The sequence below is a fragment of the Saccharopolyspora elongata genome, from assembly GCF_004348985.1.
Classification (GTDB): Bacteria; Actinomycetota; Actinomycetes; order Mycobacteriales; family Pseudonocardiaceae; genus Saccharopolyspora; species Saccharopolyspora elongata.
Map to the genome: position 1 here is coordinate 82,737 of NZ_SMKW01000017.1, position 23,091 is coordinate 105,827.

Below are 23,091 nucleotides of genomic sequence, written 5' to 3' on the forward strand. Positions count from 1 at the left end.
CTGAGAACCCGCGGCGGTGCAAGTTGCGTGCCTCACCGCAAGCGGCTTCGCCGCTTATTAGAGACATCCGATGGGTCCACATCGGCCGGTCCGTGGCGCGCCGCGGGGCGCGGCCGCGCCGGGACGTCCCGCGCCCGGCCCCGGGCCCGGCTGTGGGTGTCGCTGGGCGGCCTCGCGCTGCTGGTGCTGGCCGCGATCGCGGTGCCCGCGGTGTTCGGCAGCGAATCGGTGCGCTACGACTCGATCCGGCTCGCGCCGAGCCCCGCGCACCCGTTCGGCACCGACTCCGGGGGCCGGGACCTGTTCGTGCAGTCGCTGGCCGGGCTGCGGATCTCCTTGCTGGTGGCCGGGATCAGCGCCGTCGTGTCCACAGTGCTCGGGTCGCTGGTGGGCGCGATCGCGGGCAGCGCCGGCGGCTGGCCGGACCGGCTGCTGATGCGCCTGGTCGACACCGTCAACTCGGTGCCGCACCTGCTGCTGGGCATCGTGATCGTCGCGCTGTACCGGGGCAGCCTGGTGGCGGTGATCCTGTCCATCGCCCTCACGCACTGGACGACGGTGGCGCGCATCGTGCGCTCGGAGGTGCTGTCGCTGCGGCAGCGGCCGCACATCGACGCGGCGATCGCGGGCGGCTCGTCGCGGTGGCGGATCCTGCGGCGGCACCTGCTGCCCGCGATCGTGCCGCAGGCCGCGCTGTCGGCGGTGCTGCTCGTGCCGCACGCGGTGTGGCACGAAACCGCGCTGAGCTTCCTCGGCCTCGGCCTGCCGCCGCACCTGGCCAGCATCGGCAACATCCTCGGCGACGGCCGGGAAGCGGTGCTGCTCGGCGCGTGGTGGATCGTGCTGTTCCCGTCGGTGCTGCTGGTGCTCACGACGCTGGCGGTGTCCGGGCTGGCCGCCACCTGGCGCGACCGGGTCGTGCCGCGACGGCGATCGGAGTTGGCGCTGTGAGCGAACCGCTGCTCGAACTGGACCGGCTCTCGGTGCGGTTCCTGCTGGGCCGCGGGACCGAGGTGCGGGCCGTGACCGACGCGACGCTGCGGCTGCGCCCGGGCCGGGTGCTCGCGCTGGTCGGGGAGTCCGGCTGCGGCAAGTCGGTGCTGGCCTCCGCGCTGCTCGGCCTGCTGCCCGGCAACGCGCAGGTGCGCGGCGAGGCCGTGCTCGCCGGCGGCATCGAGCTGCTGGCCGCGCCGGAAGCGGTGCTGGCCGGGCAGGTCCGCGGCCGGCAGGTCGGCCTGGTGCCGCAGTCCGCGGGCACCCACCTGACCCCGGTGCGGACCGCGCGCAGCCAGCTCGTCGAGGCGATCCGCGCGCTGGACGGCGCGGCCGGGCCGGACGAGCTCGCCGAGCGCGTCGGGCTGGACCCCGCCGACCTGGACCGGTACCCGCACGAGCTCTCCGGCGGGATGGCGCAGCGGGTCGCGGTGGCGGTGGCGCTGGCCGGCGACCCGCGGCTCATCCTCGCCGACGAGCCGACGACCGGGCTGGACCGGCCGCTGGTGCACCGCACCGTGGACCTGCTCGCCGAGGCCGCCGCCGAGGACCGCGCGGTGCTGCTGATCACCCACGACCTCGCGGCCGCCCGCCGGGTCGCCACCGACGTCGCGGTGATGTACGCCAGCCGGATCGTCGAGGCGGGACCCGCGGAGCAGGTGCTCGCCGAGCCCTGGCACCCGTACACCGCGGGGCTGCTCGGCGCGCTGCCCGACGGCGGCTTCCAGCCGATCCCGGGCCATCCGCCGGCCCTCACCGAACTGGCCCGCCTCGAACAGGAATGGGGTTGCGTGTTCTGCCAACGCTGTCCGGACGTGCCCGGATTCGGGCCCTGCACGGGAGATCCGGAACTGCTCGAACTCGGCGACCGGTGGGTCGCCGCGCACCCGCCGTGCTGAGCGCGACCGGCCTGGTCGCCGGCTACCGGCGCGGCGAACCGGTGCTCGACGGCGTCGACCTGGACGTCCCGGCCGGTGCGGTGGTCGGGCTGGCCGGGCCGAGCGGGTGCGGGAAGTCCACGCTGGCCAGGGTTCTCGGGCTGCTGCACGAGCCGTGGTCCGGGCGGGTGGCGCTCGACGGCGAACCGGTCACCGGCTTCCGGCACGCGACGCCGCGGGCGCAGCGGACCGCGATCGGCATCGTGTTCCAGCATCCGCGGCCCGCCGTGGATCCGCGCTTCACGCTGCGCGAGATCATCGCCGAACCGCTGCGCGCCACCGGCGCCGGCGGCGACGTCGGCGAGCTGGCCGACGAGGTGGGGCTGACCGCGGAGCTGCTGTCGCGGCGACCGCACGAGGTGAGCGACGGCCAACTGCAGCGGGCCTGCCTGGCGCGGGCGCTGGCGCTGCGGCCCAAGTACCTGATCTGCGACGAGATGACCGCGATGCTGGACGCGTCGACCACGGCGGCGCTGGTGCGGGTGGTGAACCGGCGCGTCGAGGAGCACGGCGCCGGGGTGCTCGCGATCAGCCACGACGAGGACCTGCTGGGGCATTGGGCGGTGCACGTGGTTCGCCTCGGCGGCGGGACGATATGACATGGTGGGGCGAACGCGGTCGCGGGGGACCGCTCGGCAAGTGACGACGGACCCTAGGAGTCGACGTTGAGCGAGGGCGAAGGCACGACCTTCATGCAGTGGCGGGAACGGGCCCAGACCGAGGTCCGCGACGACCGCCCCAAGATGCGGGCGCTCATGATCACCGCGGCGGTCGTGGTGGTCATCGGGATCGTCGTGGGATCCCTCTTCCTGCTGCTGTCCTGACCCGGATGTCCGCAATTTCAATGGAAATCAGAGGTCCGATTTCCATTGAAATTGCGGAAGTTGTCCACAGCCTCCGGCGTGTCGTGGTCCGACTCGCCGGAGGTCCGCAGTTTCAATTGAAACTGCGAGCCCCGGCACGGGATCACTGCTCCTCGGGGAGCTTGGTGACCAGTAGGCGGGAGACGCGGTGGCCGTCCATCGTGCGGACCGTGAAGCGGTGGCCCAGGGCCTCCAGGGAGTCGCCCTCGGCCGGGACGCGGCCCAGGCGGCTGACCACGAAACCCGCCACCGTGTCGTAGGGGCCGTCGGGCAGCTCGATCCCGGTCTGCTGCTCGAAATCGGCGCGGTGCAGCAGGCCGTCGGTCTCGAAGCTCCCGTCGCGCTTGGGCCGCACCGGCGCGGAGCTGGGGTCGTACTCGTCCCAGATCTCCCCGACGACCTCCTCCACGAGGTCCTCGACGGTGACGATGCCCGCGGTCCCGCCGTACTCGTCGATCACCACGGCCAGGTGCCCGCCGTGCCGCCGCATCTGCGACAGCGCGGCCAGCACCGGCTTGCTGGCCGGCAGCGCCGTCACCGGCCGGGTCAGGTCGCCGACCGTGCGCGCCTCGTGGCCGCCGTGGGTCGTGGCGAGCATGTCCCGGACGTGGATGAACCCGACGACGTCGTCGGCGGTGTCCCGGATGACCGGGTACCGCGAGTGCGGCTTGCCGGCCACCTCGGCGATCGCCTCCACCAGTGGCGTGGTGCGGTCCAGGAAGTCGACCTCGGTGCGCGGCACCATCACCTCGCCGAGCACCCGGTCGGTGGCCTTGAACGCGTCGCTGAGCAGCCGCCGCTCCTCGAGGGTCAGCTGCTCGTTGGTGCGCACCATGTCGCGCAGTTCTTCCTCGCTGACCTTGTCCGCGTCGGCGCGCGGATCGATGCCCATCAGCCGCACCACCGCGTTGGTGGACTTCGACAGGAACCAGATCAGCGGCCGGAACAGCGTCGCGAGCCGGTCCAGCACGCCGGCGGTGACCAGCGCGACGTTTTCGGACATCTGCAGCGCCAGCCGCTTGGGCGCGAGCTCGCCGAGCACCAGCGACAGGTACGAGACGAACAGCGTCACCAGCACCAGGGCCACTGACGCGGCGAGGCCGATCGGCAGGCCCCACCCGGCCAGCATCGGCTCCAGGCGCACCGCGATCGTCGCGCCGCCGTAGCTGGAGGCGAAGAACCCGGCGAAGGTGACGCCGATCTGCACGGCGGAGAGGAACCGGTTGGAGTCGGCGCGCAGCTTGGCCACCCGGGCGCCGCGCCGGTCGCGTTCGGCGAGCTTGCGGACCTGGCTCTCGCGCAGCGACACCAGTGCGATCTCGGCGGCCGCGAAGTAGCCGCCGAACAGCACGAACAGCAGCACCAGCGCGAGGTTCCAGACGACACCGTCCATCTTCCGATTGTTCCACCCGCGGCGGACGCGAGCCGGGGAGAACCGGTCAGCCGGTGGCGCGCCAGAACTGGTGCTTCTTCTCGTCGCGCACCAGGATTCCGTGGTGGGCGAGCTCGGTGCGCAGCAGCGCCGCTTCCTTGCGGTCGCGCTTGCGCAGCGCGCGGTCGCGGGCCGCCATCAGCGCGTTGATCCGCAGCGGCAGTTCCGGGGTGTCCTCCTCCCACCGGGCGTAGTGGCCGGCGAACGGGTCGTTCTCCCGCCACGGGTAGCCGTGCTCGACGAACGCCCGGCGCAGCTTCGTCCAGTCCAAATCGGACGGTTGCCGGGCCTGCTCGGCGCCGGATTCGTCCAGCACCACCAGGTGTTTGCGGTCGAGGAACACGGAGCCGATCTCGTCGCGCGCGATGTGCTGCGTCGAGCTGCCGACGGCCAGCGTCACCCGCTCGGGCTCGACGGTGACGGTCAACCGCTCCTGCGCCATCAGCCCGGCGAAGCCGAGCCCGATGATCAAGCCGATGGCGACGGCGCCGACGGTGCCCCACGGATCGGGCACGGACGCGGCGAGCTCGAAAACGCCCTGGAACGGCGCCCACGGCAGCCCGGCGACCCAGCCAGCCGCCACCCGCAGCAGCCAGATCAGCAGCGCGCCCAGCAACGGGCAGATGAGCCAGGTGCCGTGCCGGATGAAGCGGTGCTCGGCCACGGTGGTGGCAGGTTCGGCGGCCATACCGCCATTATCCAAATGGCTGTTTCCAGGCTCGTCCTACGTGGCGGTGCGGGTGGCGGCCCCCCTGCGGGAGTTGCTGCGGCCTTCTCGGCTCCGGGATCCCCGACTTATGTATGTCCAATACGCGGCGTCGGGGCTGTCCTCGCGAGAAGACCTCTGAGAACCCGCAGCGGTGCAGGCTGCGAGGGTGGGCTAAGCGGCTTCGCCGCTTCAAAACGAAGGCCAAATCGGCCTCGGCTGGGAGCCGCCCGGTAGGAGGAAGGGCCCGGGGTGCCGTGGCACCCCGGGCCCTTTTCCCCTCTCCCCGGATCAGGCGCCTGCCTCGCGGATCAGGATGTCCACCGCCGCGTCGTTGCGGGCGGTCTCCTTCGCGATCACGTCGTCGGGCGGGTAGAACCCGTCGATGCCGCCGCCGTTGGCCGGGTACATCTCGAAGGTGTAGGCCAGGATCTTGTGCTGGCCCCACATCCAGTCCAGGCTGTCGCCGTCGGTGACGTAGAGGTCGCTGGACTGCTGCGGGGTGTAGCCGTTGGTCTGGGCCATCTCGCCGCCGACCCGCGCGAACCGGTCGTACTCCTCCTGCGTCATGTCCTCGGTGACGTCGTCGGAGGTGTGCCCCATGGGCCACAGCACGAGCTCGGAGTAGGTGTGCCAGTCGATGGCGGCCTTGATCTGCTGGGCGCCGCCGACCACCCGCGAGTCGATGAAGTCGCGCATCGCCGCGGTCTCCGGCGCCGACCACTCGGCCGTGCCCCGGTAGGTCTCGCCGTTCGGGTCGTCATCGGAGCCGCCGCAGCAGCCCCACTTGTAACCCCAGTTGCGGTTGAGGTCGGTGCCGGCGTCCTGCCGGTTCTTGCGCCAGCCCTGGAACTGGCCGGACTCCACGTCGTAGGACGAGCCGTCCGGGTTGACCACCGGGATGATCCAGATCTCCCGGTTGTCGACGGCGTCCTTCACGGCCTGGTCGTTCGCGTACTCGTCGGTGAACCGGTTGGCGATGCGCAGGCACATCTCGGTGGTGAGGTGCTCGCGGGCGTGCTGGTTGCAGTTGAACAGCACCTCCGGCTCGTCCTCGTCCTGGCCGACGTTGTCGCTGATCTTCAGCACCGGGATGTCGCGGCCCTCGAAGGACTTGCCGATGCTGGACTTCGACGCGATGTCCGGGTGGTCCTTGACCACGGTGTCGAGCTCGGCGTTCATCTCGTCGAGGTTGTGGTAGCCCTCGTAGCCGGGCGGGAAGTCGCCGGGCACCTGCTGCGCCTGCGCCGGGTTGATGCGCTTGAGCGCGTCGGCGACCTTGGTCTCGTCGTTGAGCGCGAAACCGGCCGCCCGCAGCTGCTCGGCCTGCGCAGGTGTGGCCTCCACGGTGGCCACCGCGCCGGACACCGCGATGACCTGGGCGCCGGTGCGGTTGATCTCGGTTCGCGTCTTGCTGTCGGTGTTGGGAACGGTGTAGGTGGCCAAGTCCTGGGCGGCGGTCGCCCCGGTCGGCTCCGCGGACACGCCGGCCTGGATCGGGGCCAGCAGGACCAGGCACGCGGCTGCCGCCACGGTCACTGCCTTGCGCCGTGAGCTGAACATCGGGTCTCCGATCGATCACTGGTGGTGATGTTGGCAGGTTCTAGGAGCCGCCCGATGTTGGCAAGCCACTGGCGAACAATGGTCTGCCGTTGACGTTTTCCCATTCCGCGCGTGCCCCGGGTGACCTGCGACCGGGTTCGGGGACGGCGGGGCCCGGCGGCGATTACCCTGGTCGGTGTAGCCCCCGGGTATTGGAAGGACGCACATGCTCACCCGTACCGACCTGCGCGGTCGCGTTCCGTCCACCGTCGAGCTGCGCGCGACGCTGCCGCGCGCCGAGATGGACGTCGAGCACGTGCTGCATCGGGTCCGGCCGGTGATCGAGGCGGTCCGCGACCGCGGGGTGGCGGCCGTCCTGGAGTTCACCGAGAAGTTCGACGCGGTTCGACCGGAACGGGTGAGGGTGGCGGCCGACGAGCTGCGGCGCGCCCTCGACGAGCTCGACCCGGCGGTGCGCGCGGCGCTGGAGGAGTCGATCGCCCGCGCCCGCAAGGTCCACGACGACCAGCGGCGCACCGACACGACCACGCAGGTCGTGCCCGGCGGCACGGTCACCGAGCGCTGGGTGCCGGTCGCGCGCGTCGGCCTGTACGCGCCGGGTGGCCTGGCGGTCTACCCGTCCAGCGTGGTGATGAACGTCGTCCCGGCGCAGGCCGCCGGGGTGGAGTCGCTGGTGGTGTGCAGCCCGCCGCAGGCGGAGTTCGGCGGCCTGCCGCACCCGACGATCCTGGCCGCCGCGCAGCTGCTCGGCGTCGAAGAGGTCTGGGCGGTCGGCGGCGCGCAGGCGGTGGCGCTGCTGGCCTACGGCGGGCACGACACCGACGGCGCCGAGCTGGAGCCGGTGGACATGGTGACCGGGCCGGGCAACGTGTACGTGACCGCCGCGAAGCGGCACCTGCGCAGCCTGATCGGCATCGACTCGGAGGCCGGGCCGACCGAGATCGCGGTGCTCGGCGACGCCACCGCCGACCCGGTGCACGTGGCCGCCGACCTGATCAGCCAGGCCGAGCACGACACGCTCGCGGCGAGCGTGCTGGTGACCACCTCGGAAGAGCTGGCCGACGCGGTCGACGCCGAGCTGGAGCGCCAGGTGGCGCAGACCAAGCACGTCGAGCGGATCGGCACCGCGCTGGCCGGCGTGCAGTCCGGCTGCATCCTGGTGTCCACTGTGGAGGACGGGATCCGGGTGGTGGACGCGTACGCCGCCGAGCACCTGGAGATCCAGACCGCGGACGCCGAAGCGGTGGCCGCGCGGGTGCGCAACGCGGGCGCGATCTTCGTCGGCCCGTACGCGCCGGTGTCGCTGGGCGACTACTGCGCGGGCTCCAACCACGTGCTGCCCACCGGCGGCTGCGCGCGGCACTCGTCCGGCCTGAGCGTGCAGAGCTTCCTGCGCGGCATCCACGTGATCGCCTACAGCGAGCAGGCGCTCCGCGACGTCGCGGACCAGGTGGTGGCGCTGGCCAACGCCGAGGACCTGCCCGCGCACGGTCAGGCGGTCACCGCCCGCTTTCCCCGCTGAGCGCCCGGAACAACCGAAGGTAGAACCCATGAGTGACGTGCCCGGCGCCGACACGACGCTGGCCGACCTGCCGTTGCGGGACGATCTGCGCGGCCGCAGCCCCTACGGCGCGCCGCAGCTGGACGTCTCGGTCCGGCTCAACACCAACGAGAACCCCTACCCGCCGCCGCAGGAGCTCGTCGACGACGTGACCGCCGCGGTGCAGGAGGCCGCCACGGCGCTGCACCGCTACCCGGACCGCGACGCCAAGGCGCTGCGCGCCGATCTCGCCGCCTACCTGACCAAGGCCACCGGTGTCGCGCTGGCGACCGAGAACGTGTGGGCGGCCAACGGCTCCAACGAGGTCCTGCAGCAGATCCTGCAGGCCTTCGGCGGGCCGGGGCGCACCGCGCTCGGCTTCGAACCGTCGTACTCGATGCACCCGATCCTGTCGGCGGGCACCCGCACCGACTGGGTGCCGGCGCCGCGCCGCGACGACTTCAGCCTGGACGGCGCGCAGGCCGCCCGCATCGTCGCCGAGAAGCAGCCCGGCGTGGTGTTCGTGACCAGCCCGAACAACCCCACCGGGCAGTCGGTGTCGCAGGACGACCTGCGCGCCGTCCTCGACGCCGCGCCCGGCGTGGTCGTGGTGGACGAGGCCTACGCCGAGTTCTCCGCCCGGCCCAGCGCGATCGAGCTGATCCGCGAGTACCCGGCGAAGGTGATCGTCAGCCGCACCATGAGCAAGGCGTTCGCGTTCGCCGGTGGCCGGCTCGGCTACCTGGCGGCCGCCCCGGCGATGATCGACGCCCTGCTGCTGGTGCGCCTGCCGTACCACCTGTCGGTCGTCACCCAGGCCGCCGCGCGGGCCGCACTGCGGCACGCCAAGGCCACCCTCGGCTCGGTGCAGGCGCTCATCGACGAGCGCGAGCGGGTCGTGGAAGCGTTGCGGGAACAGGGTTTCTCGCCGGTGCCCAGCGACGCCAACTTCGTCCTCTTCGGACGGTTCGCGGACGCGCACCGCGCCTGGCAGCGCTACCTGGACGCCGACGTGCTGATCCGCGACGTCGGCATCCCCGGCCACCTGCGGGTCACCATCGGCACGCCGGAGGAGAACGACGCCTTCCTGGCGGCGAGCAAGGTCGTGAGCGAGGAGATCAGCAAGTGACATTCCAGCCCGGGACCCGCATCGGGCGGGTCGAACGCACCACCAGGGAATCCTCGGTGCTGGTCGAACTCGACCTCGACGGCACGGGGCAGGTCGACATCGACACCACGGTGCCGTTCTACGACCACATGCTCACGGCGCTGGGCACCCACGCGGCCTTCGACCTCAAGGTGAAGTCGACCGGCGACACCCACATCGACGCGCACCACACGGTGGAGGACACCGCGATCGTGCTCGGCCAGGCGCTTCGCCAGGCGCTCGGCGACAAGAAGGGCATCCGCCGCTTCGGCGACGCCTGGATCCCGATGGACGAAACCCTCGCGCACGCGGCGGTGGACGTCTCGGGCCGCTCGTACTGCGTGATGACGGGCGAACCGGAGCAGTACAACAGCTTCACGATCGGCGGGAACTACCCGTTCGTCCTGAACCGCCACGTCTTCGAATCCCTGGCGTTCCACGCCCAGATCAACCTGCACACCAGGGTCATCCACGGCCGCGACCCGCACCACATCGCGGAAGCCGAGTACAAGGCGATCGCCCGAGCCCTCCGCGCGGCGGTCGAACCCGACCCCCGCTTCACGGGCGTGGTCCCGTCGACGAAGGGCGCCCTGTAGGGGCTGGTTTTCGAGCGAGGGGCGTCTTCGACCAGCCGAATCGGTCGATGATGCCCCTTCTCGTTTTCCCTTTGGTATGACAGTGCGGAAGGTTCGCACTGGATCGAGGGGATCTGCCGGTGGCGCGTCAGGAACGTCCGCTTCGCGACTTCACGCTGCTGCTGTACGGCGCAGGGCTCGGGTTCCTGACGAACCTGGCGACCAACAGCGCGGAGGGATGGGGGCCGCCGTTCAACCTGATCCGCGACCATTCCGAGTACCTGCTGGGCGCGGGCGTGGTGGTGCCGGCGGCGTATTACGTGTGGCGTCAGCGGAAACTGAGCACCGCGCACGAGTGGGACGCCGGCAAGCAGGGCAACCCGTACCCGGGCCTGCAGTCCTTCGGCCCGGAGCACGAGAAGGTCTTCTTCGGCCGCGACCGGGCCAAGCAGGAGTTGTACGAGAAGCTGGGTGTGCCGGGCGGCGGCCCGGAAGACCGGTTCCTGCTGGTCGCGGGCTCTTCGGGGTCGGGCAAGTCGTCGCTGGTCAACGCCGGACTGGCGAGCCTGTTGCGGCGGCGGCACTGGTCGTTCAGCTCTCCCCTCAAGCCGGGTCGGGATCCTTTCGGCGAATTGGTGCACGTCCTGCAGGGCGAGCTGTCGCGGGCCGAGGGCGACGTGCTGATCCGCGGCCTGCGTGCCGAGGCTCGGCGCGCGCTGGAACGGTTGCGGAGCACGGACGATCCGCGTTCGGAGCGGCCGGAGGTGCTCGACTCGCTGCTGCGCCGCATGCTGAACACGAACCGCCCGGCGGCGCTCCTGATCGACCAGGCCGAGGAACTGGTGACGCAGGTCGACGCCCAAACCCGCCAGGAGTTCATGGCGCTGCTGCATGCGGCGCTGGCGGACAACCGGCGGCTGCACGTGGTGGCGACGATGCGCGCGGAGTTCATCGCGGACTTCCTGCCGGAACCCAGTGGTGCCCTGCTGCGGAATCCGTACTTCGTGACCCGCCTGAACCGCGCGGAACTTCGCCAGATCATCACCGTCCCGGCCCGCAAGGCCGGAGTGGAGATCGAGCGGGACGCGGTGGACGCGATGGTCGACGACGCGACCGAGGCCGGTGCCGACGTCCTGCCGCTGCTGGCCCACCTGCTGCACAACCTGTACGAGGACTTCGGCGGCGACGGCCGGATCACGCTGCAGGAGTACGAGGAATCCGGCCGGGTGGAGAAGGCGATCTCCTCCACCGCGGACAAGGTGCTGGCGAGGTTGTCGAGGCAGTACGACGAGGAGAAGGTGATGCGGACCCTGCTGCGGTTCGTGTCCTGGGCGTCGCACGCCGAAGACCCCACGCGGAACCGGGTCCGCGTGGACGACCTCGACGCCGACGAACAGCACATCGTCCAAGAGTTCCTGGAAGAACGGCTACTGGTCGACGGCGCCGAAGGTGAACGCGACATCGCGCACGAAGCCCTGCTGCGGCAATGGGAACCTCTTCGCGAACGGGTGGAGGAACAACGGCCGCTGCTGCGGCAGCGCACCGTTTTCGAACAGCGAGCCCTGGAGTGGGAGCAGTCGGGTCGGGAAGCGGACCTGCTGCTCCCGGAGAGCCAGGTCGACGCCGCGCTGGCGGTGGAAACGAAGGTCGAGTGCTCGAAGCTGTTGGGCGAGTATTGCGCCGCGTCGAGCGAAGCCAGGAGCAGAGCGCTTCGCCAGCGGGCGATCAACCTGGCGGCCACGTCGGATCAGCTGCGGGAATCGAGTCCGCAAACCGGCCTGATTCTGGCGCGGGAGGCGGTGGAGCTCAGCTCGGACCGGTCTACGGCTTTGAGCCTGTGGGCGCGGTTGCGTGATCCTCTGGTGTGGAGCGCGCATCGGCACGCGAGTGATGTGCTGGACGTCTGGTGGGATGACAGCGGCCGCCTCCACGCAGTGGATCGCAACGGCATGGCCATGGTTCACGACTTGAACAGCGTTGATCCCGTGATGACGAGACGCTTTCTCGGCGCGCGGGGATTCTCGGCTGCGGCGTGGTCGGACAGTGCGAGGCTCGTGTACGGCACGTCGAACGGGGACGTCGGCACCTGGGACCTGGACTCGGATGGCGGCATCCTCCACTACCAGCATGACAAGGCAGTCCGGTCGGTTTCGCTCTCATCGCGGAACTGGATCGCTAGTGGTGGCCAGGACAAGGTGGTTCTCGTCCACGATTCGGGCGGCTCGGGGCCTCGCCCGGTCCACGAGCATTCGGAAACGGTGACGGCCGTTGCCTGGTCACCGGACGGCACCTTGCTCGCCAGCTGTTCCGAGGACGGAGCAGTGCAGTTGTGGGATTCGCGCACGGGCGAGTCGCGGATCCTCCACGCGCACCTCGGTCAAGCGACATGTCTCGCGTGGTCGGCCGACGGCTGGCTGGCCAGTGGAGGAGAGAGCAGCACCGTCAAGGTTTGCGATGTCCGCAGCGGCAGCGCGGAGGTGATTCGCGAATACACGGGCTATCCCGTCGTGCAGGGCCTGGCTTGGTCTTCTGACGGGCGCCTGGCCATCGCGCGGTCGACGTTCTCCGGCTGCGTGCTCTCCCTGTGGAACCGGAGGAAAAGAAGTTCAGCGGTGCTTCGGTACCGTCCAGGCCCGGACGTGGTGTTGATGTCCTGGCAGCAGGGGAAGGGCTTGACCGTGGCTCAGCGCAACGGAGCGCTGGCCGTGCTCAGTCCGGACGACCACCATACGAACATGTCTCAGGCTTGGCAGCCGAGCGAGGTCACAGCTGGAGCCGCAAGCAGCACGGCGTTGTTCACGTTGGCGCGAGACGGGCATCTTCGACGCGCTTCGGCATCCGGCCGCGCGGCGGTTATCGGAACTGAGAAGCACTTCGGCGACGCCGACCAGCTGGCTTGGTCGTCGAACGGGATTTTGGCCAGCGCGTCTGCAATCTCCGGGGACAACGCGTTGCGGATCTGGGACCCGCGCACGCAGGAATCCAGAAGGGTGCACACGCACGACCAGCCCATCAATTCGATCGCCTGGTCCGCAGATGGAAAGCTGCTCGCCAGTGGTGGCGATGATCAGGTCGTGCGGGTGTCGGATCACGATGCAGGTGTCACCCGGGTAGTTCATGAATCTGCCAGGGCGATCTCCGCCGTTGCCTGGTCGCCGAGCGGAGTACTGGCCAGCGGGTCGCACGACGGGAAGGTCCGGATCTGGGATCTCCGGACGGGGGCCACCCGGGTGGTCTTGACGCACTCCGACTGGGTGCGCGCGATCGCTTGGTCGCCGGACGGGTTGCTGGCCAGCGGGGGCGACGACGGCGTGGTGCAGCTGTGGGATCCCGCAACCGATACCGCGCACGTCGTGCTCCGGCAGCCCGGGTGGGTTCGGTCGCTCGCCTGGTCCGACAAGGGGTCGCTCGCCTGCGGGTGCGACAAGGTCGTCAGCATCTGGGGGCGTTCGCAAAGCCTCCCCGTAGAGGTCGCAGAACACGACGTTCGATTCCTGGCGTGGTCCCCGCAGGGAGAGCTCGCCAGTGGCTGGGAGAACGGGGAAGTCCGTCTGTTCCGAGGGGACGTCGGCGGTCGCAGCGAATCTCATGCACTGCATCGGCATCCTGACTCCGTCTCTTCGCTCGTCTGGTCGCGTGGAGGTGTTCTCGCGAGCACCAGCGGCGACGACGAGGTGTTCGTGTGGGACTCCAGTTCGGACACCGTGCGAGGGCTGAAGAGTGCGCAGCGATCTCTGGCGGTCGCGTGGTCCCCGCAGGGAGAATTGACCACAGCGGACGGCGACGCGCGGATCCGGATCTGGAAGCCTGACTTCGAGCAGCACCGCGAGGTGCGGCACCACGGCGGGCCGGCCGGGTCCATCGCGATCAGCGGCAGTCGAAAGATCGCCACAGGCGGATACGACGGAGAGATCCGGCTCTGGAACGAGGAGACGGGTTCGTCCCAGGTCGTGCTTCGGACCGGGCAACAAGTGGCGGCTCTGGCGTGGGCCGCGGACGGGCGCTTGGCGTACGTCAAATCAGGTGAGCAGGAAATCGAGATCTGGGCCCCGGACACCGGGAGCGCGACGGCGTGGTCCCGTACGAGCCAGATCGATGCCATGGCCTGGAGCAGTCGCGGCGTGCTTGCAACCGGTGGACCCGACTTTGTCGTCCGCCTCTGGGAGCCGGGCAACATGAGGCCGCGCGAGCTCCGCCGGCACACCGCCCCGGTGCACGCCCTGCTCTGGATTGCCGATGACCGGCTGGTCACGGGCGGTGCCGATGGGCTGCTGGTGTGGGATACCACCACTGGTCAGGTGGTCGTCATCGGCGATGAGGTGGAGATCTCCCGGCTGGGTTGGTCTCCGGGGATGCCCCTGGCCAGCGCTGACCGAGAAGGCCGAATCCGCTTGTGGGACCTGGAAACGGGGAATGTCGTCGCAACCGTGCCAGCGCATGACGAGCGGATCGTCGCGCTTGGTTGGCTCGACGGCGGCCGGCTGGTCAGCGCCGGTGAGGATCGCTTGGCCCTGACCTGGACGGTGGAGACCGACGCCGAGGCCCTGCTCCGCGAGGCGGATGAGCGCGGCGTGCGGCGGCTCACCGATCAGGAGCGCGTCCGCTTCGGTCTGGCCTGATAACCACGGAACGTGGTGTTAGGAATGCCTACCGTTGCGCCGTTTGGCTGACGCCGGTGGTTCACCGTTGCGTCACTGCGGGTCTTACGCCGCTTGGCTTTCTTCGGTGACGATGTCCGCTCGTGACTGAGGTTTCTCGACGTCGGGTGTTGGCCGGTGCCGCCGGTGTGGCCGGTGGCGTTGCCGCCGCTTCGCTGCTGCCGCCCTCGCTGCACCAGGCCATGGCGAAGCAGGTTCCCCAGGGCGGGCTGGATGCTGTCGAGCACGTCATCGTGCTCATGCAGGAGAACCGCTCCTTCGACCACTACTACGGCACGCTGCGCGGGGTTCGCGGCTACGGCGACCGGTTGCCGTTGCAGCAGCCCGATGGGCGGTCCGTCTTCCAGCAGCCCGCCATCGGCGGCGAGGTGCTGCCGTTCTCGCTGCGGCAGGGCGCCGAGCGGGAGGGGCGGCCGGTTTCCGACATCCAGTACCTCGGCGACCTCGACCACAGCTGGGGCGGCAGCGGCAAGGCCTGGGCGGGCGGCTGGAACAACGACTGGGTCGCCGCGAAGACCTCCGCCACCATGACCTACTACGAGCGGCAGGACATCCCGCTGCAGTACGAGCTGGCCGACACCTTCACCATCTGCGACGCCTACCACTGCTCGGTCTTCGGCTCCACCAACCCGAACCGGAACTACCTGTTCTCCGGCACCACCGGCTACGAGCCGGGCACCACCAAGCGGGCCGTCACCAACGCCGCCTACAGCTACGACCACGCCGGCTACGAGTGGACGACGTACCCGGAGCGGCTGGAGAAGGCCGGGGTGCCCTGGCAGATCTACCAGGAGTGGGACAACTTCACCGACAACTCCGTCGAGTACTTCAAGACGTTCAAGGCGATCGGCCGCAAGATGCTCGCCGCGGTGGACGGCGAGTTCCGCACCACCGAGGAGTTCTACACCGCCCTGTTCGACAAGCCGGCCCAGGAGCAGCAGCGGCTGCTCAAGCAGCTGGAGGCGGGCCGGGATGCGCTGACCGACGTCGAGCGCAGCCTGTTCGACCGCGCGATGTACCGCAGCAGGCCGGGCACCCTCGTCGAGCGGCTCCGAGCCGACATCGAGGCGGACCGGCTGCCGAAGGTGGTGTGGCTGGTTCCGTCCGCTGTGGACTCCGAACACCCGGGCAGCTCCACGCCGGTCGGCAGCGCCAACCTGATCTACGAGGTGCTGGACGCGATCGCCGACCCGAAGATCTGGTCGAAGACCGCGCTGCTGCTCAACTTCGACGAGAACGACGGCTTCTTCGACCACGTGCCGCCGCCGGTGCCGCCGAAGCCCGAATCCGGCGAGGGCGACGACCACTTCGAGGGCCGGCCGATCGGCCTCGGCCCGCGGGTGCCGATGACCGTGGTGTCGCCGTGGACGATCGGCGGCTTCGTCAACTCCGAGGTCTTCGACCACACGTCGGTGCTGCGCCTGCTGGAGCGCTGGACGGGCGTGCAGGAGCCGAACATCAGCTCCTGGCGGCGCACCGCGTGCGGCGACCTGACCTCGGTGTTCGACTTCGAGAACGCGGCGAAGCCGCCGAAGCCCGCCGAGCCGGGCCCGGTGCCGGAGCCGATCAAGCGCTGGCACCCCAAGCCGCCGGCGGAGCAGGCGCTCCCGCTGCAGGAGCAGGGCCGCAGCCCGGCGCGGGCCCTGCCGTACCAGCCGCAGGTCTCCGCCGCGCTGAACGGGGAAGCGGTGGCGCTGCGGCTGGGCAACGCCGGCGCCGGATCGGCGCACTTCGCGATCTACGCGTACGCGGGCGAGCTGCCCGGACCGTCCCATGTGGACGTTCGTGGCGAGAAGGTGGTGAACGTGCCGGCGAAGGAGGAGTACCGGCTCGCGGTGCAGGGGCCGAACCGCTTCTGGTTCGAGCTGAGCGGCTCCCGCGACGGCAAGGCCGCGGGCCTCGACGTGCGGACGAACCCCGACGCCCGCACCGGCGGCCTGTCGCTGGAACTGCGCAACAGCGGCGCCGAGCCGATCACGGTGCGCCTGCGCTCCCTGGGCTACGCGCCCGGCGAGCAGCGCGAGGTCCGGCTCGCCGCGGGCGGCGCGGAGTCCGTGACGTGGCCGACGGACCAGGGCTGGTACGACGTCGAGGTGACGGCAGCGCAGGACCGGTCGTTCCGGCGCCGGGCCACCGGCCGCGTCGAGAACGGAGCCCCGGGCGTCACCGGCTGAGCCCGCGCCCCTCGGTACGCTGGCCGGGTTGAGGGGAGTGGTGATGCAGAGCTACCTGCCGATCATCCTGCTGGCCGTCGCGGGTTTCCTGATCGGCGGCGTCTACGCGACGTGGAAGACCGCCCGGTTCTTCGCCGTGGTGCTCGCGGTCGCCGCGCTGATGGCCATCGTCGGCGGCATCGGCTGGATGATCTACGGCTGAGCCTGAACGCGCGAAGGGCGCCTCCGAACGAATCGGAGGCGCCCTTCTGCTGTGGAGCGTCAGCTCTTCGCCGCGACGGTTTCCTTCTCGGGCTCGTCGCCCTCGCTGGTCGCGCCGCCGTGGCCCTCGTCGACGAAGGACTGCTCGTTGAACGGGCTCCGTCCCGAGAACACCTGCTGCATCTGGCCGCGGTCGATCTCCTTCGTCCACGCGCCGATGAGGACCGTCGCCACCGCGTTGCCCGCGAAGTTCGTCAGCGCCCGCGCCTCCGACATGAACCGGTCGATGCCCACGATCAGGCCCACGCCGTCCAGCAGCTCCGGCCGGTGCGACTGCAGGCCGCCCGCCAGGGTCGCCAGCCCGGCGCCGCTGACGCCCGCCGCGCCCTTCGAGGCGATCATCATGAACAGCAGCAGCCCGATCTGCTCGCCCAGCGACAGCGGGTCGCCCATCGCGCTCGCGATGAACAGCGACGCCATGGTCAGGTAGATCATGGTGCCGTCCAGGTTGAACGAGTAGCCGGTCGGCACCGTGATGCCCACGACCGGCTTGCTCACGCCGAGGTGCTCCATCTTCGCGATCAGCCGCGGCAGCGCGGCCTCCGACGACGAGGTGGACACGATCAGCAGGAACTCGCGGCCCAGGTAGCGCAGCAGCGAGAGGATGTTGACCCGCGCGAACAGCCACAGCACCGGGCCCAGCACCAGGAACACGAACAGCACGCACGTGATGTAGAACCCGAGCATGATCACGGCCAGGCCCTTGAGGGCCTGCACGCCGGTCGCGCCGACGACCGCGGCGATCGCGCCGAACGCGCCCACCGGCGCCGCCCACATGACCATCGCCAGCATCTTGAACACCAGCCGCTGGATGTGCTCGATGCCGCGCAGGATCGGGGTGCCCTTGTCGCCCATCGCCTGCAGCGCGAAACCGGCCAGCAGCGCCACCAGCAGCGTCTGCAGCACCTGTCCCTCGGTCAACGAGGACACCAGGGTGTGCGGGATGATCCCGAGCAGGAAGTCCGTGGTGCTCTCGGCGCCCTCACCGGCCTGCTGCACGCCCTGGCCGCGCAGCGATTCGGTGATGTGCAGGCCCTCGCCGGGGTGCAGCACGTTGCCCACCAGCAGCCCGATGATCAGCGCCACCACGGACATGATCATGAAGTACGCCAGCGCGAGGCCGCCGACCTTGCCGACCTTGGCGGCTTTCCGGACGCCTCCCACGCCGAGCACGATGGTGCAGAAGATGACCGGCGAGATCATCATCTTGATCAGGTTGACGAACCCGGTGCCCAGCGGCTTCAGAGCCTTGCCGAGGTCGGGCGCGAGGAAGCCGACCGCGATGCCGGCCAGCACCGCGACGATCACCGCGATGTACAGGTAATGCGTTCGATCCCGACGGCGTGTCTGCGCAGCGTCTTTGCTTGCCACTGTTGCACTCCTACTGGGCTACCGGGTCACACTCGTACCGGCCGTGTCCCAGGTCACGGTCCGGCCGGGAGAGACTATCTGTGCCGGGTATCGTCAGCGTCACGCTTCTGTTCATTGTGTTCACATCTCCGACACGGATCCGTGATGCCCACCGCCGATGACCGGAACTGGTTCGGCCGCGTCCGGCCCAGCTGGAGCCTGGCCCGCCAGCTCTTCGTGCTGCAGGTGGTCGTGGTCGCCGTCGTCGTCCTCGCCGGTGCCGTGCTGGCCTGGTACGACGCGCGACAGCGCAACGACGACGCGGCCACCGAGAAGGTCGTCGCGGTGGCCCGCACGCTCGCCGCGCAGCCCGCCGTCCGGGACGGCCTGACCGCGCCGAACCCGACCGCCACGTTGCAGCCGCTGGCCGAACGCGTCCGGGCGGAGACCGGGGTCGACTTCATCACGATCATGTCCCCGGCGGGCATCCGCTACACGCACCCCGACCCGGCGCAGATCGGGCAGCGGTTCCTCGGGCACATCGAGCAGGCCCTCGCCGGAGAGGTGTTCACCGAGACCTACACCGGCACCCTCGGCCCGTCGGTGCGCGCCGTGGTGCCGGTCTACGACGACGGGCACCGGCTGGTGGGCCTGGTGTCGGACGGCATCACGGTGCGGATGCTCACCGCCGAGCTCAGCGAGCGGGTCACGGCGCTGGTCGTGGTCGCGGCGGCCGCGCTGCTGGTCGGCGGGCTGCTGACCTACCTGGTCAGCGCCCGGATGCGGCGCCACACCCACGGGCTGCGGCCCGCCGAGCTCAGCCGCATGTACGAGTACCACGACGCGATCCTGCACGCGGTGCGCGAGGGACTGCTGCTGGTGGCGCCCTCCGGGCTGATCACCCTGTGCAACGATGGGGCCGCTGTGTTGCTCTCGCTGGATCCCGTCGAAACCGAAGGCAGGCACGTGTCCGAGCTCGGCCTGCCGGTGTCCCTTGTGGACACCCTCGGGGCGGGGCGGGCGGTGCGCGACGAGGTCCACCTGACCGACGACCGCGTGCTGCTGGTCAACGTCTCGCAGATCCGCAGCGGTGATCGCGACCTGGGCACCGTCGTCACGCTGCGGGACCACACGGAGCTGCAGGCCCTCAGCGGCGAACTCGACTCGATGCGCGGCTTCGCCGAATCGCTGCGCTCCCAGGCCCACGAGTCGGCGAACCGGCTGCACACCGTGGTCTCGCTGATCGAGCTGGGCCGCGCGGAGGAGGCCGTCGCGTTCGCCACCGACGAGCTCCGGCTCGCCCAGCAGCTCACCGATCGCGTCGTCGGCGCGGTCGGCGAACCGGTGCTGGCGGCGGTGCTGCTGGGCAAGAGCGCCGAGGCGGGGGAGCGCGGCGTGGAGGTCGTGCTCGGCGCGGGCACCGAGATCGACGACGTCGACCTGGAGCACATCGATTCCCGCGACCTGGTGACCATCCTGGGCAACCTGATCGACAACGCCGTGGAGGCGACGCTGGAGGGCTCGCGCCCGAGCGTCGAGGTGACCATCCGGTCCACATCGGACGGTGTGCTGATCCGGGTCGCCGACAACGGGCCGGGCGTCGACCCGGACAGCGCCCAGCGGGTCTTCCAGCGCGGCTGGTCGACGAAGGAGGACGGCCGCGGGCTCGGGCTCGCGCTGGTCGGGCAGAGCGTGCGCCGCCACCGGGGCACCATCGAGGTGCACAACGACGGCGGCGCGGTGTTCACCGTCCGGTTGCCCGGCCGCTCGGGGACGGACGTGGCGCGGTGATCTCGGTCTTGGTCGTCGAGGATGATCCGCTGGTCGGCGAGGCGCACGAGGCCTATGTGAACCGGCTCGACGGGTTCGCGGTCGCGGGCCGGGTCCGCACCGGCCAGGCGGCCCTGCGGTTCGTCGAGCGCACCGCGGTCGACCTGGTGCTGCTGGATCTGCGGTTGCCCGACATGGACGGCCTGCAGGTCGCGCGGGCGCTGCGCACCGCGGGCAGCAACGCCGACGTGATCGCGGTGACCTCGGCCCGCGACCTCAAGGTCGTCCGCGCGGCGGTGTCCAGCGGAGTGGTGCAGTACCTGCTGAAGCCGTTCACCTTCGCGGCGATGCGGGAGAAGCTGGAGCACTACGCGCGGTTCCGGGCCAGCCTCGGCGACGACCGGGAAGTCAGCAGCCAGGCCGAGATCGACCGGGCGTTTTCCGCGCTGCGCGGCGTCGACCGCGCAGAGCTGCCGAAGGGCATGGGCGAGGAGACGCTCGCGGCGGTCGTCTCGGCGCTGCGCGCCAACCCCGACGGCGCCCCGGCGGGAGCCGTGGGCGAAGCCGCGGGGGTGTCCAGGGTGACGGCCCGCAGGTACCTCGAATACCTGGTCAACAACGGCATGGCCGACCGCCGCCCGCTGTACGGCGCGGTCGGCCGACCGGAGATGGCGTACCGCTGGATCGGCGAAGCTTGACCGGAGGCCCAGGCCCCAGCCCGGCCCGGTGCGTGGGTACGGGCGATGGAACCCGGAGACCGTCCTGACGCCGCAATTTCCATTGAAATTGCGGACCGCCGGTGCATCGCACCCCCGACACGCCGAAGGATGTGGACAACCTCGGGTGTCTGTGGACAACTTCCGCAATTTCAATGGAAATTGGACCTTCGATTTCCATTGAAATTGCGGCAAAACGCGGCGCGGGGGCGGTCAGGTGCGGTCGGCCGCCGGGCGCAGGAGCGGCGCGCCGGGGCCGAATTCGGCGAGCTTGTCGTCGGCGTTGTGCAGCGCGCAGAGGCGCAGCGACAGGCAGCCGCAGCCGATGCAGCCGGTGAGGCGGTCGCGCAGCCGTTGCAGGCCGTCGATGCGCGCGTCCAGCTCGTCGCGCCACCGTCGCGACAGCCGCGCCCAGTCCGCCTTGGTCGGGGCGTGGTCGTCCGGCAGCGTCTCGAGTGCCTCGGAAATCTGCTCCAGGCTCAGGCCGACGCGCTGCGCGGAGCGGATGAACGCCAGCCGGCGCAGCACCGAACGGTCGTAGCGGCGCTGGTTCCCGGAGGTGCGGGTGGTGGCGATCAGCCCTTTCTGCTCGTAGAAGCGCAATGCGGTCTGGGCGACACCGCTGCGGTGGGCCACCTCTCCGATGGTCAGTAGTTTCGGTAGCTTCGACACGTCCGCCAGGCTACCGAAAACCTAGACCAAAGTGCAGGTTTTTTCGCTTGACTTCGAGTGCGCTTGAAGTCCCACCCTGGTCGCATGACGATCACCGCACCGAGGGCCGGGTTCGGATACGCCGATCTCCGCCCGCTGATGAGCGAAATGACCGGCGACGAGAAGCATTCCGCCGCCGCCACCTCGACGCTGGACGTGCTGTGGGTGCTCTACGACCAGATCCTGTCGGTCGACCCGCGACGTCCCGACGACCCGGACCGCGACCGCTTCCTGCTCTCCAAGGGCCACGGCCCGATGGCCTTCTACGCCGTGCTGACGGCCAAGGGCTTCCTCGACCCGGCGGAACTGGCCCGCTTCGGCGAGTTCGACTCCAGGCTCGGCTTCCACCCGGACCGCGTCCTGGCGCCCGGCGTCGAGATCGGCAGCGGCTCGCTCGGCCACGGCCTGCCGCTCGGGCTCGGCGTGGCGCTCGGCCTGCGCGCCCAGGGCCGCACCGGGCCGCGCGTCGTGGTCCTCGTCGGCGACGCCGAACTCGACGAGGGCAGCAACCACGAGGCGATCCAGGTCGCCGGCCGCTGGGGGCTCGGGCGCCTGACCACCGTCGTGGTGGACAACAGCTCCTCCAGCACCGGCTGGCCGGGCGGCAGCGCCGACCGCTTCGCCCGCGAGGGCTGGGCCGCGCACACCGTCGACGGCCGCGACCACGCCGAACTCCGCGACGCGCTGGCCGACATCCACCAGGACCGCCCGCTCGCGGTGGTCGCCCAGGTCGAACCCAAGGAGCTGTGATGACCGCACCGACCACCGAAACGGCCGCGCCGACGATGCGGGAAGCGTTCGTCGACACCGTCACCGAAGCGCTCGACACCGATCCACGGGTCGCCCTGGTGCTGGCCGAGATCTCCGCCGATCGCTTCGTGGACGCCGCCGCCCGCCACCCGAGGCGGGTGCTCAACGTCGGCATCCGGGAACAGGCGCTGGTGAGCGTGGCCGGCGGGCTAGCGCTGACCGGGCTGCGGCCGGTGCTGCACTCGATCACGCCGTTCCTCGTGGAGCGGCCGTTCGAGCAGCTCAAGCTCGACCTCAACCACCAGGGCGTCGGTGCCGTCGTGGTCAGCACCGGCGCCTCCTACGACTACCCGACCGCGGGCCGCACGCACATGGCGCCCGGCGACGTCGCACTGATCGACACGCTGCCCGGCTGGACCGTGCACGTGCCCGGCCACCCGGCCGAGGTCTCGGCGCTGCTGCGATCGGCGATGCACACCGACGACCTCGTCTACCTGAGGCTCTCCGAGCAGGTCAACGCCGATCCGCTGGTGACGGGGCCTGGCTGGCACACCGTCCGGCGCGGCAGCCGGGGCGTCGCGCTCGCCGTCGGCCCGATGCTCGGACCGGTCCTCGCGGCGACGGCGACGCTCGACGTGACCGTGCTCTACACCGCCACCATCCGGCCGTTCGACGCCGGCGGGCTGCGGGAAGCGGTGCGGGCGGCGACCGCCGACGTGGTGCTGGTGGAGCCCTACCTGCGCGGCACGTCGACGCACGAGGTCAACGACGCGCTGGCCGACACTCCGCACCGGGTGCTCGCGCTGGGCGTTCGCCGCGACCTGGAACTGCGGGCCTACGGCACCGCCGAGGAGCACGAAGCGGCGCACGGCCTCGGCCCGGCCGGTATCGGCACGGCGGTGCGGTCGTTCCTGGGCGGATGACCTGCGCGGCGGCCGCCCGCG

19 protein-coding genes are annotated in these 23,091 nt (G+C 70.6%); 14 read left to right on the top strand and 5 right to left on the bottom strand.

Annotated features, from left to right (window positions below):
- Positions 1–27: 27 nt before the first annotated feature.
- The 4 genes from E1288_RS15420 (at position 28) to E1288_RS46945 (ending at position 2,755) form a co-directional block, all read left to right on the top strand.
- Positions 28–951 (top strand): ABC transporter permease, encoded by a 924-nt coding sequence (locus E1288_RS15420; protein WP_235883575.1) that lies wholly within the window; start codon positions 28–30, stop codon positions 949–951.
- Positions 948–1,892 carry an ABC transporter ATP-binding protein gene (locus E1288_RS15425; RefSeq protein WP_132485562.1) on the top strand — a complete coding sequence of 315 codons (945 nt, stop codon included), beginning with the start codon at positions 948–950 and terminating at the stop codon, positions 1,890–1,892. The genes E1288_RS15420 and E1288_RS15425 overlap by 4 nt, the downstream gene beginning before the upstream one ends.
- Positions 1,886–2,530 carry an ABC transporter ATP-binding protein gene (locus E1288_RS15430; protein WP_132485564.1) on the top strand — a complete coding sequence of 215 codons (645 nt, stop codon included), beginning with the start codon at positions 1,886–1,888 and terminating at the stop codon, positions 2,528–2,530. The genes E1288_RS15425 and E1288_RS15430 overlap by 7 nt, the downstream gene beginning before the upstream one ends.
- Positions 2,531–2,596: 66 nt before the next feature.
- A complete protein-coding gene (locus E1288_RS46945; RefSeq protein WP_165968129.1) occupies positions 2,597–2,755 on the top strand; it encodes a hypothetical protein in 159 nt (52 codons plus the stop codon).
- A gap of 142 nt (positions 2,756–2,897) precedes the next feature.
- On the opposite strand, the gene E1288_RS15435 is transcribed toward E1288_RS46945, so the two are convergent.
- From E1288_RS15435 to E1288_RS15445, 3 genes are all read right to left on the bottom strand, one after another.
- The gene (locus tag E1288_RS15435) at positions 2,898–4,187 is read right to left on the bottom strand and encodes a hemolysin family protein (RefSeq protein WP_132485566.1); all 1,290 of its coding nucleotides are present in this window, start codon (positions 4,185–4,187) and stop codon (positions 2,898–2,900) included.
- A gap of 46 nt (positions 4,188–4,233) precedes the next feature.
- Positions 4,234–4,914, bottom strand: coding sequence for a YqeB family protein (locus E1288_RS15440; RefSeq protein WP_132485568.1), 681 nt, complete (start codon positions 4,912–4,914; stop codon positions 4,234–4,236).
- 309 nt (positions 4,915–5,223) lie between these two features.
- Entirely contained in the window at positions 5,224–6,495 is a 1,272-nt protein-coding gene (locus tag E1288_RS15445; protein ID WP_132485570.1) for a M14 family metallopeptidase, read from the bottom strand.
- Between the two features lie 205 nt (positions 6,496–6,700).
- On the opposite strand from E1288_RS15445, the gene hisD reads away from it, so the two are divergent.
- The 6 genes from hisD to E1288_RS46950 all read left to right on the top strand — a co-directional run bounded on the left by hisD (position 6,701) and on the right by E1288_RS46950 (position 16,791).
- On the top strand, positions 6,701–8,017 hold the full coding sequence (gene hisD, locus E1288_RS15450) for a histidinol dehydrogenase (protein WP_132485572.1): 1,317 nt from the start codon (positions 6,701–6,703) through the stop codon (positions 8,015–8,017).
- 28 nt (positions 8,018–8,045) lie between these two features.
- Positions 8,046–9,164, top strand: coding sequence for a histidinol-phosphate transaminase (locus E1288_RS15455; RefSeq protein WP_132485574.1), 1,119 nt, complete (start codon positions 8,046–8,048; stop codon positions 9,162–9,164).
- Positions 9,161–9,778: an imidazoleglycerol-phosphate dehydratase HisB gene (gene hisB / locus E1288_RS15460; protein ID WP_132485576.1), complete on the top strand. Its 618-nt coding sequence runs from the start codon at positions 9,161–9,163 to the stop codon at positions 9,776–9,778. Before E1288_RS15455 ends, hisB begins: the two co-directional genes overlap by 4 nt.
- Before the next feature lie 119 nt (positions 9,779–9,897).
- Positions 9,898–14,376, top strand: a complete 4,479-nt coding sequence (locus E1288_RS15465) for an nSTAND1 domain-containing NTPase (protein WP_132485578.1) — start codon at positions 9,898–9,900, stop codon at positions 14,374–14,376.
- Between the two features lie 122 nt (positions 14,377–14,498).
- Positions 14,499–16,589 (top strand): phosphocholine-specific phospholipase C, encoded by a 2,091-nt coding sequence (locus E1288_RS15470; protein WP_132485580.1) that lies wholly within the window; start codon positions 14,499–14,501, stop codon positions 16,587–16,589.
- 43 nt (positions 16,590–16,632) lie between these two features.
- Positions 16,633–16,791 carry a hypothetical protein gene (locus tag E1288_RS46950; protein ID WP_165968130.1) on the top strand — a complete coding sequence of 53 codons (159 nt, stop codon included), beginning with the start codon at positions 16,633–16,635 and terminating at the stop codon, positions 16,789–16,791.
- 59 nt (positions 16,792–16,850) lie between these two features.
- Here the strand turns inward: E1288_RS46950 and E1288_RS15475 are convergent, their stop codons facing one another.
- Positions 16,851–18,221, bottom strand: coding sequence for a cation:dicarboxylate symporter family transporter (locus tag E1288_RS15475; RefSeq protein ID WP_132485582.1), 1,371 nt, complete (start codon positions 18,219–18,221; stop codon positions 16,851–16,853).
- Positions 18,222–18,365: 144 nt separating this feature from the next.
- On the opposite strand from E1288_RS15475, the gene E1288_RS15480 reads away from it, so the two are divergent.
- Together E1288_RS15480 and E1288_RS15485 are read left to right on the top strand one after the other, a co-directional pair.
- Entirely contained in the window at positions 18,366–19,991 is a 1,626-nt protein-coding gene (locus E1288_RS15480; protein ID WP_132485584.1) for a sensor histidine kinase, read from the top strand.
- On the top strand, positions 19,988–20,668 hold the full coding sequence (locus E1288_RS15485) for a response regulator (protein WP_132485586.1): 681 nt from the start codon (positions 19,988–19,990) through the stop codon (positions 20,666–20,668). The genes E1288_RS15480 and E1288_RS15485 overlap by 4 nt, the downstream gene beginning before the upstream one ends.
- 231 nt (positions 20,669–20,899) lie before the next feature.
- On the opposite strand, the gene soxR is transcribed toward E1288_RS15485, so the two are convergent.
- A complete protein-coding gene (soxR, locus tag E1288_RS15490) occupies positions 20,900–21,358 on the bottom strand; it encodes a redox-sensitive transcriptional activator SoxR (protein ID WP_132485588.1) in 459 nt (152 codons plus the stop codon).
- A gap of 84 nt (positions 21,359–21,442) precedes the next feature.
- Between soxR and E1288_RS15495 the strand changes: the two genes are divergently transcribed.
- Positions 21,443–22,147 (top strand): thiamine pyrophosphate-dependent enzyme, encoded by a 705-nt coding sequence (locus tag E1288_RS15495; RefSeq protein WP_132485590.1) that lies wholly within the window; start codon positions 21,443–21,445, stop codon positions 22,145–22,147.
- Positions 22,147–23,070 (top strand): transketolase family protein, encoded by a 924-nt coding sequence (locus E1288_RS15500; protein WP_132485592.1) that lies wholly within the window; start codon positions 22,147–22,149, stop codon positions 23,068–23,070. The genes E1288_RS15495 and E1288_RS15500 overlap by 1 nt, the downstream gene beginning before the upstream one ends.
- Positions 23,071–23,091: the final 21 nt, after the last annotated feature.

Coding starts and splice junctions, on each gene's coding strand:
- E1288_RS46950 (WP_165968130.1), top strand. CDS start 16,633: ATGCAGAGCTACCTGCCGATCATCCTGCTGGCCGTCGCGGGTTTCCTG.
- E1288_RS15440 (WP_132485568.1), bottom strand. CDS start 4,914: ATGGCCGCCGAACCTGCCACCACCGTGGCCGAGCACCGCTTCATCCGG.
- hisD (WP_132485572.1), top strand. CDS start 6,701: ATGCTCACCCGTACCGACCTGCGCGGTCGCGTTCCGTCCACCGTCGAG.
- E1288_RS15445 (WP_132485570.1), bottom strand. CDS start 6,495: ATGTTCAGCTCACGGCGCAAGGCAGTGACCGTGGCGGCAGCCGCGTGC.
- E1288_RS15435 (WP_132485566.1), bottom strand. CDS start 4,187: ATGGACGGTGTCGTCTGGAACCTCGCGCTGGTGCTGCTGTTCGTGCTG.
- E1288_RS15480 (WP_132485584.1), top strand. CDS start 18,366: ATGCCCACCGCCGATGACCGGAACTGGTTCGGCCGCGTCCGGCCCAGC.
- E1288_RS15495 (WP_132485590.1), top strand. CDS start 21,443: ATGACGATCACCGCACCGAGGGCCGGGTTCGGATACGCCGATCTCCGC.
- E1288_RS15455 (WP_132485574.1), top strand. CDS start 8,046: ATGAGTGACGTGCCCGGCGCCGACACGACGCTGGCCGACCTGCCGTTG.
- E1288_RS15500 (WP_132485592.1), top strand. CDS start 22,147: ATGACCGCACCGACCACCGAAACGGCCGCGCCGACGATGCGGGAAGCG.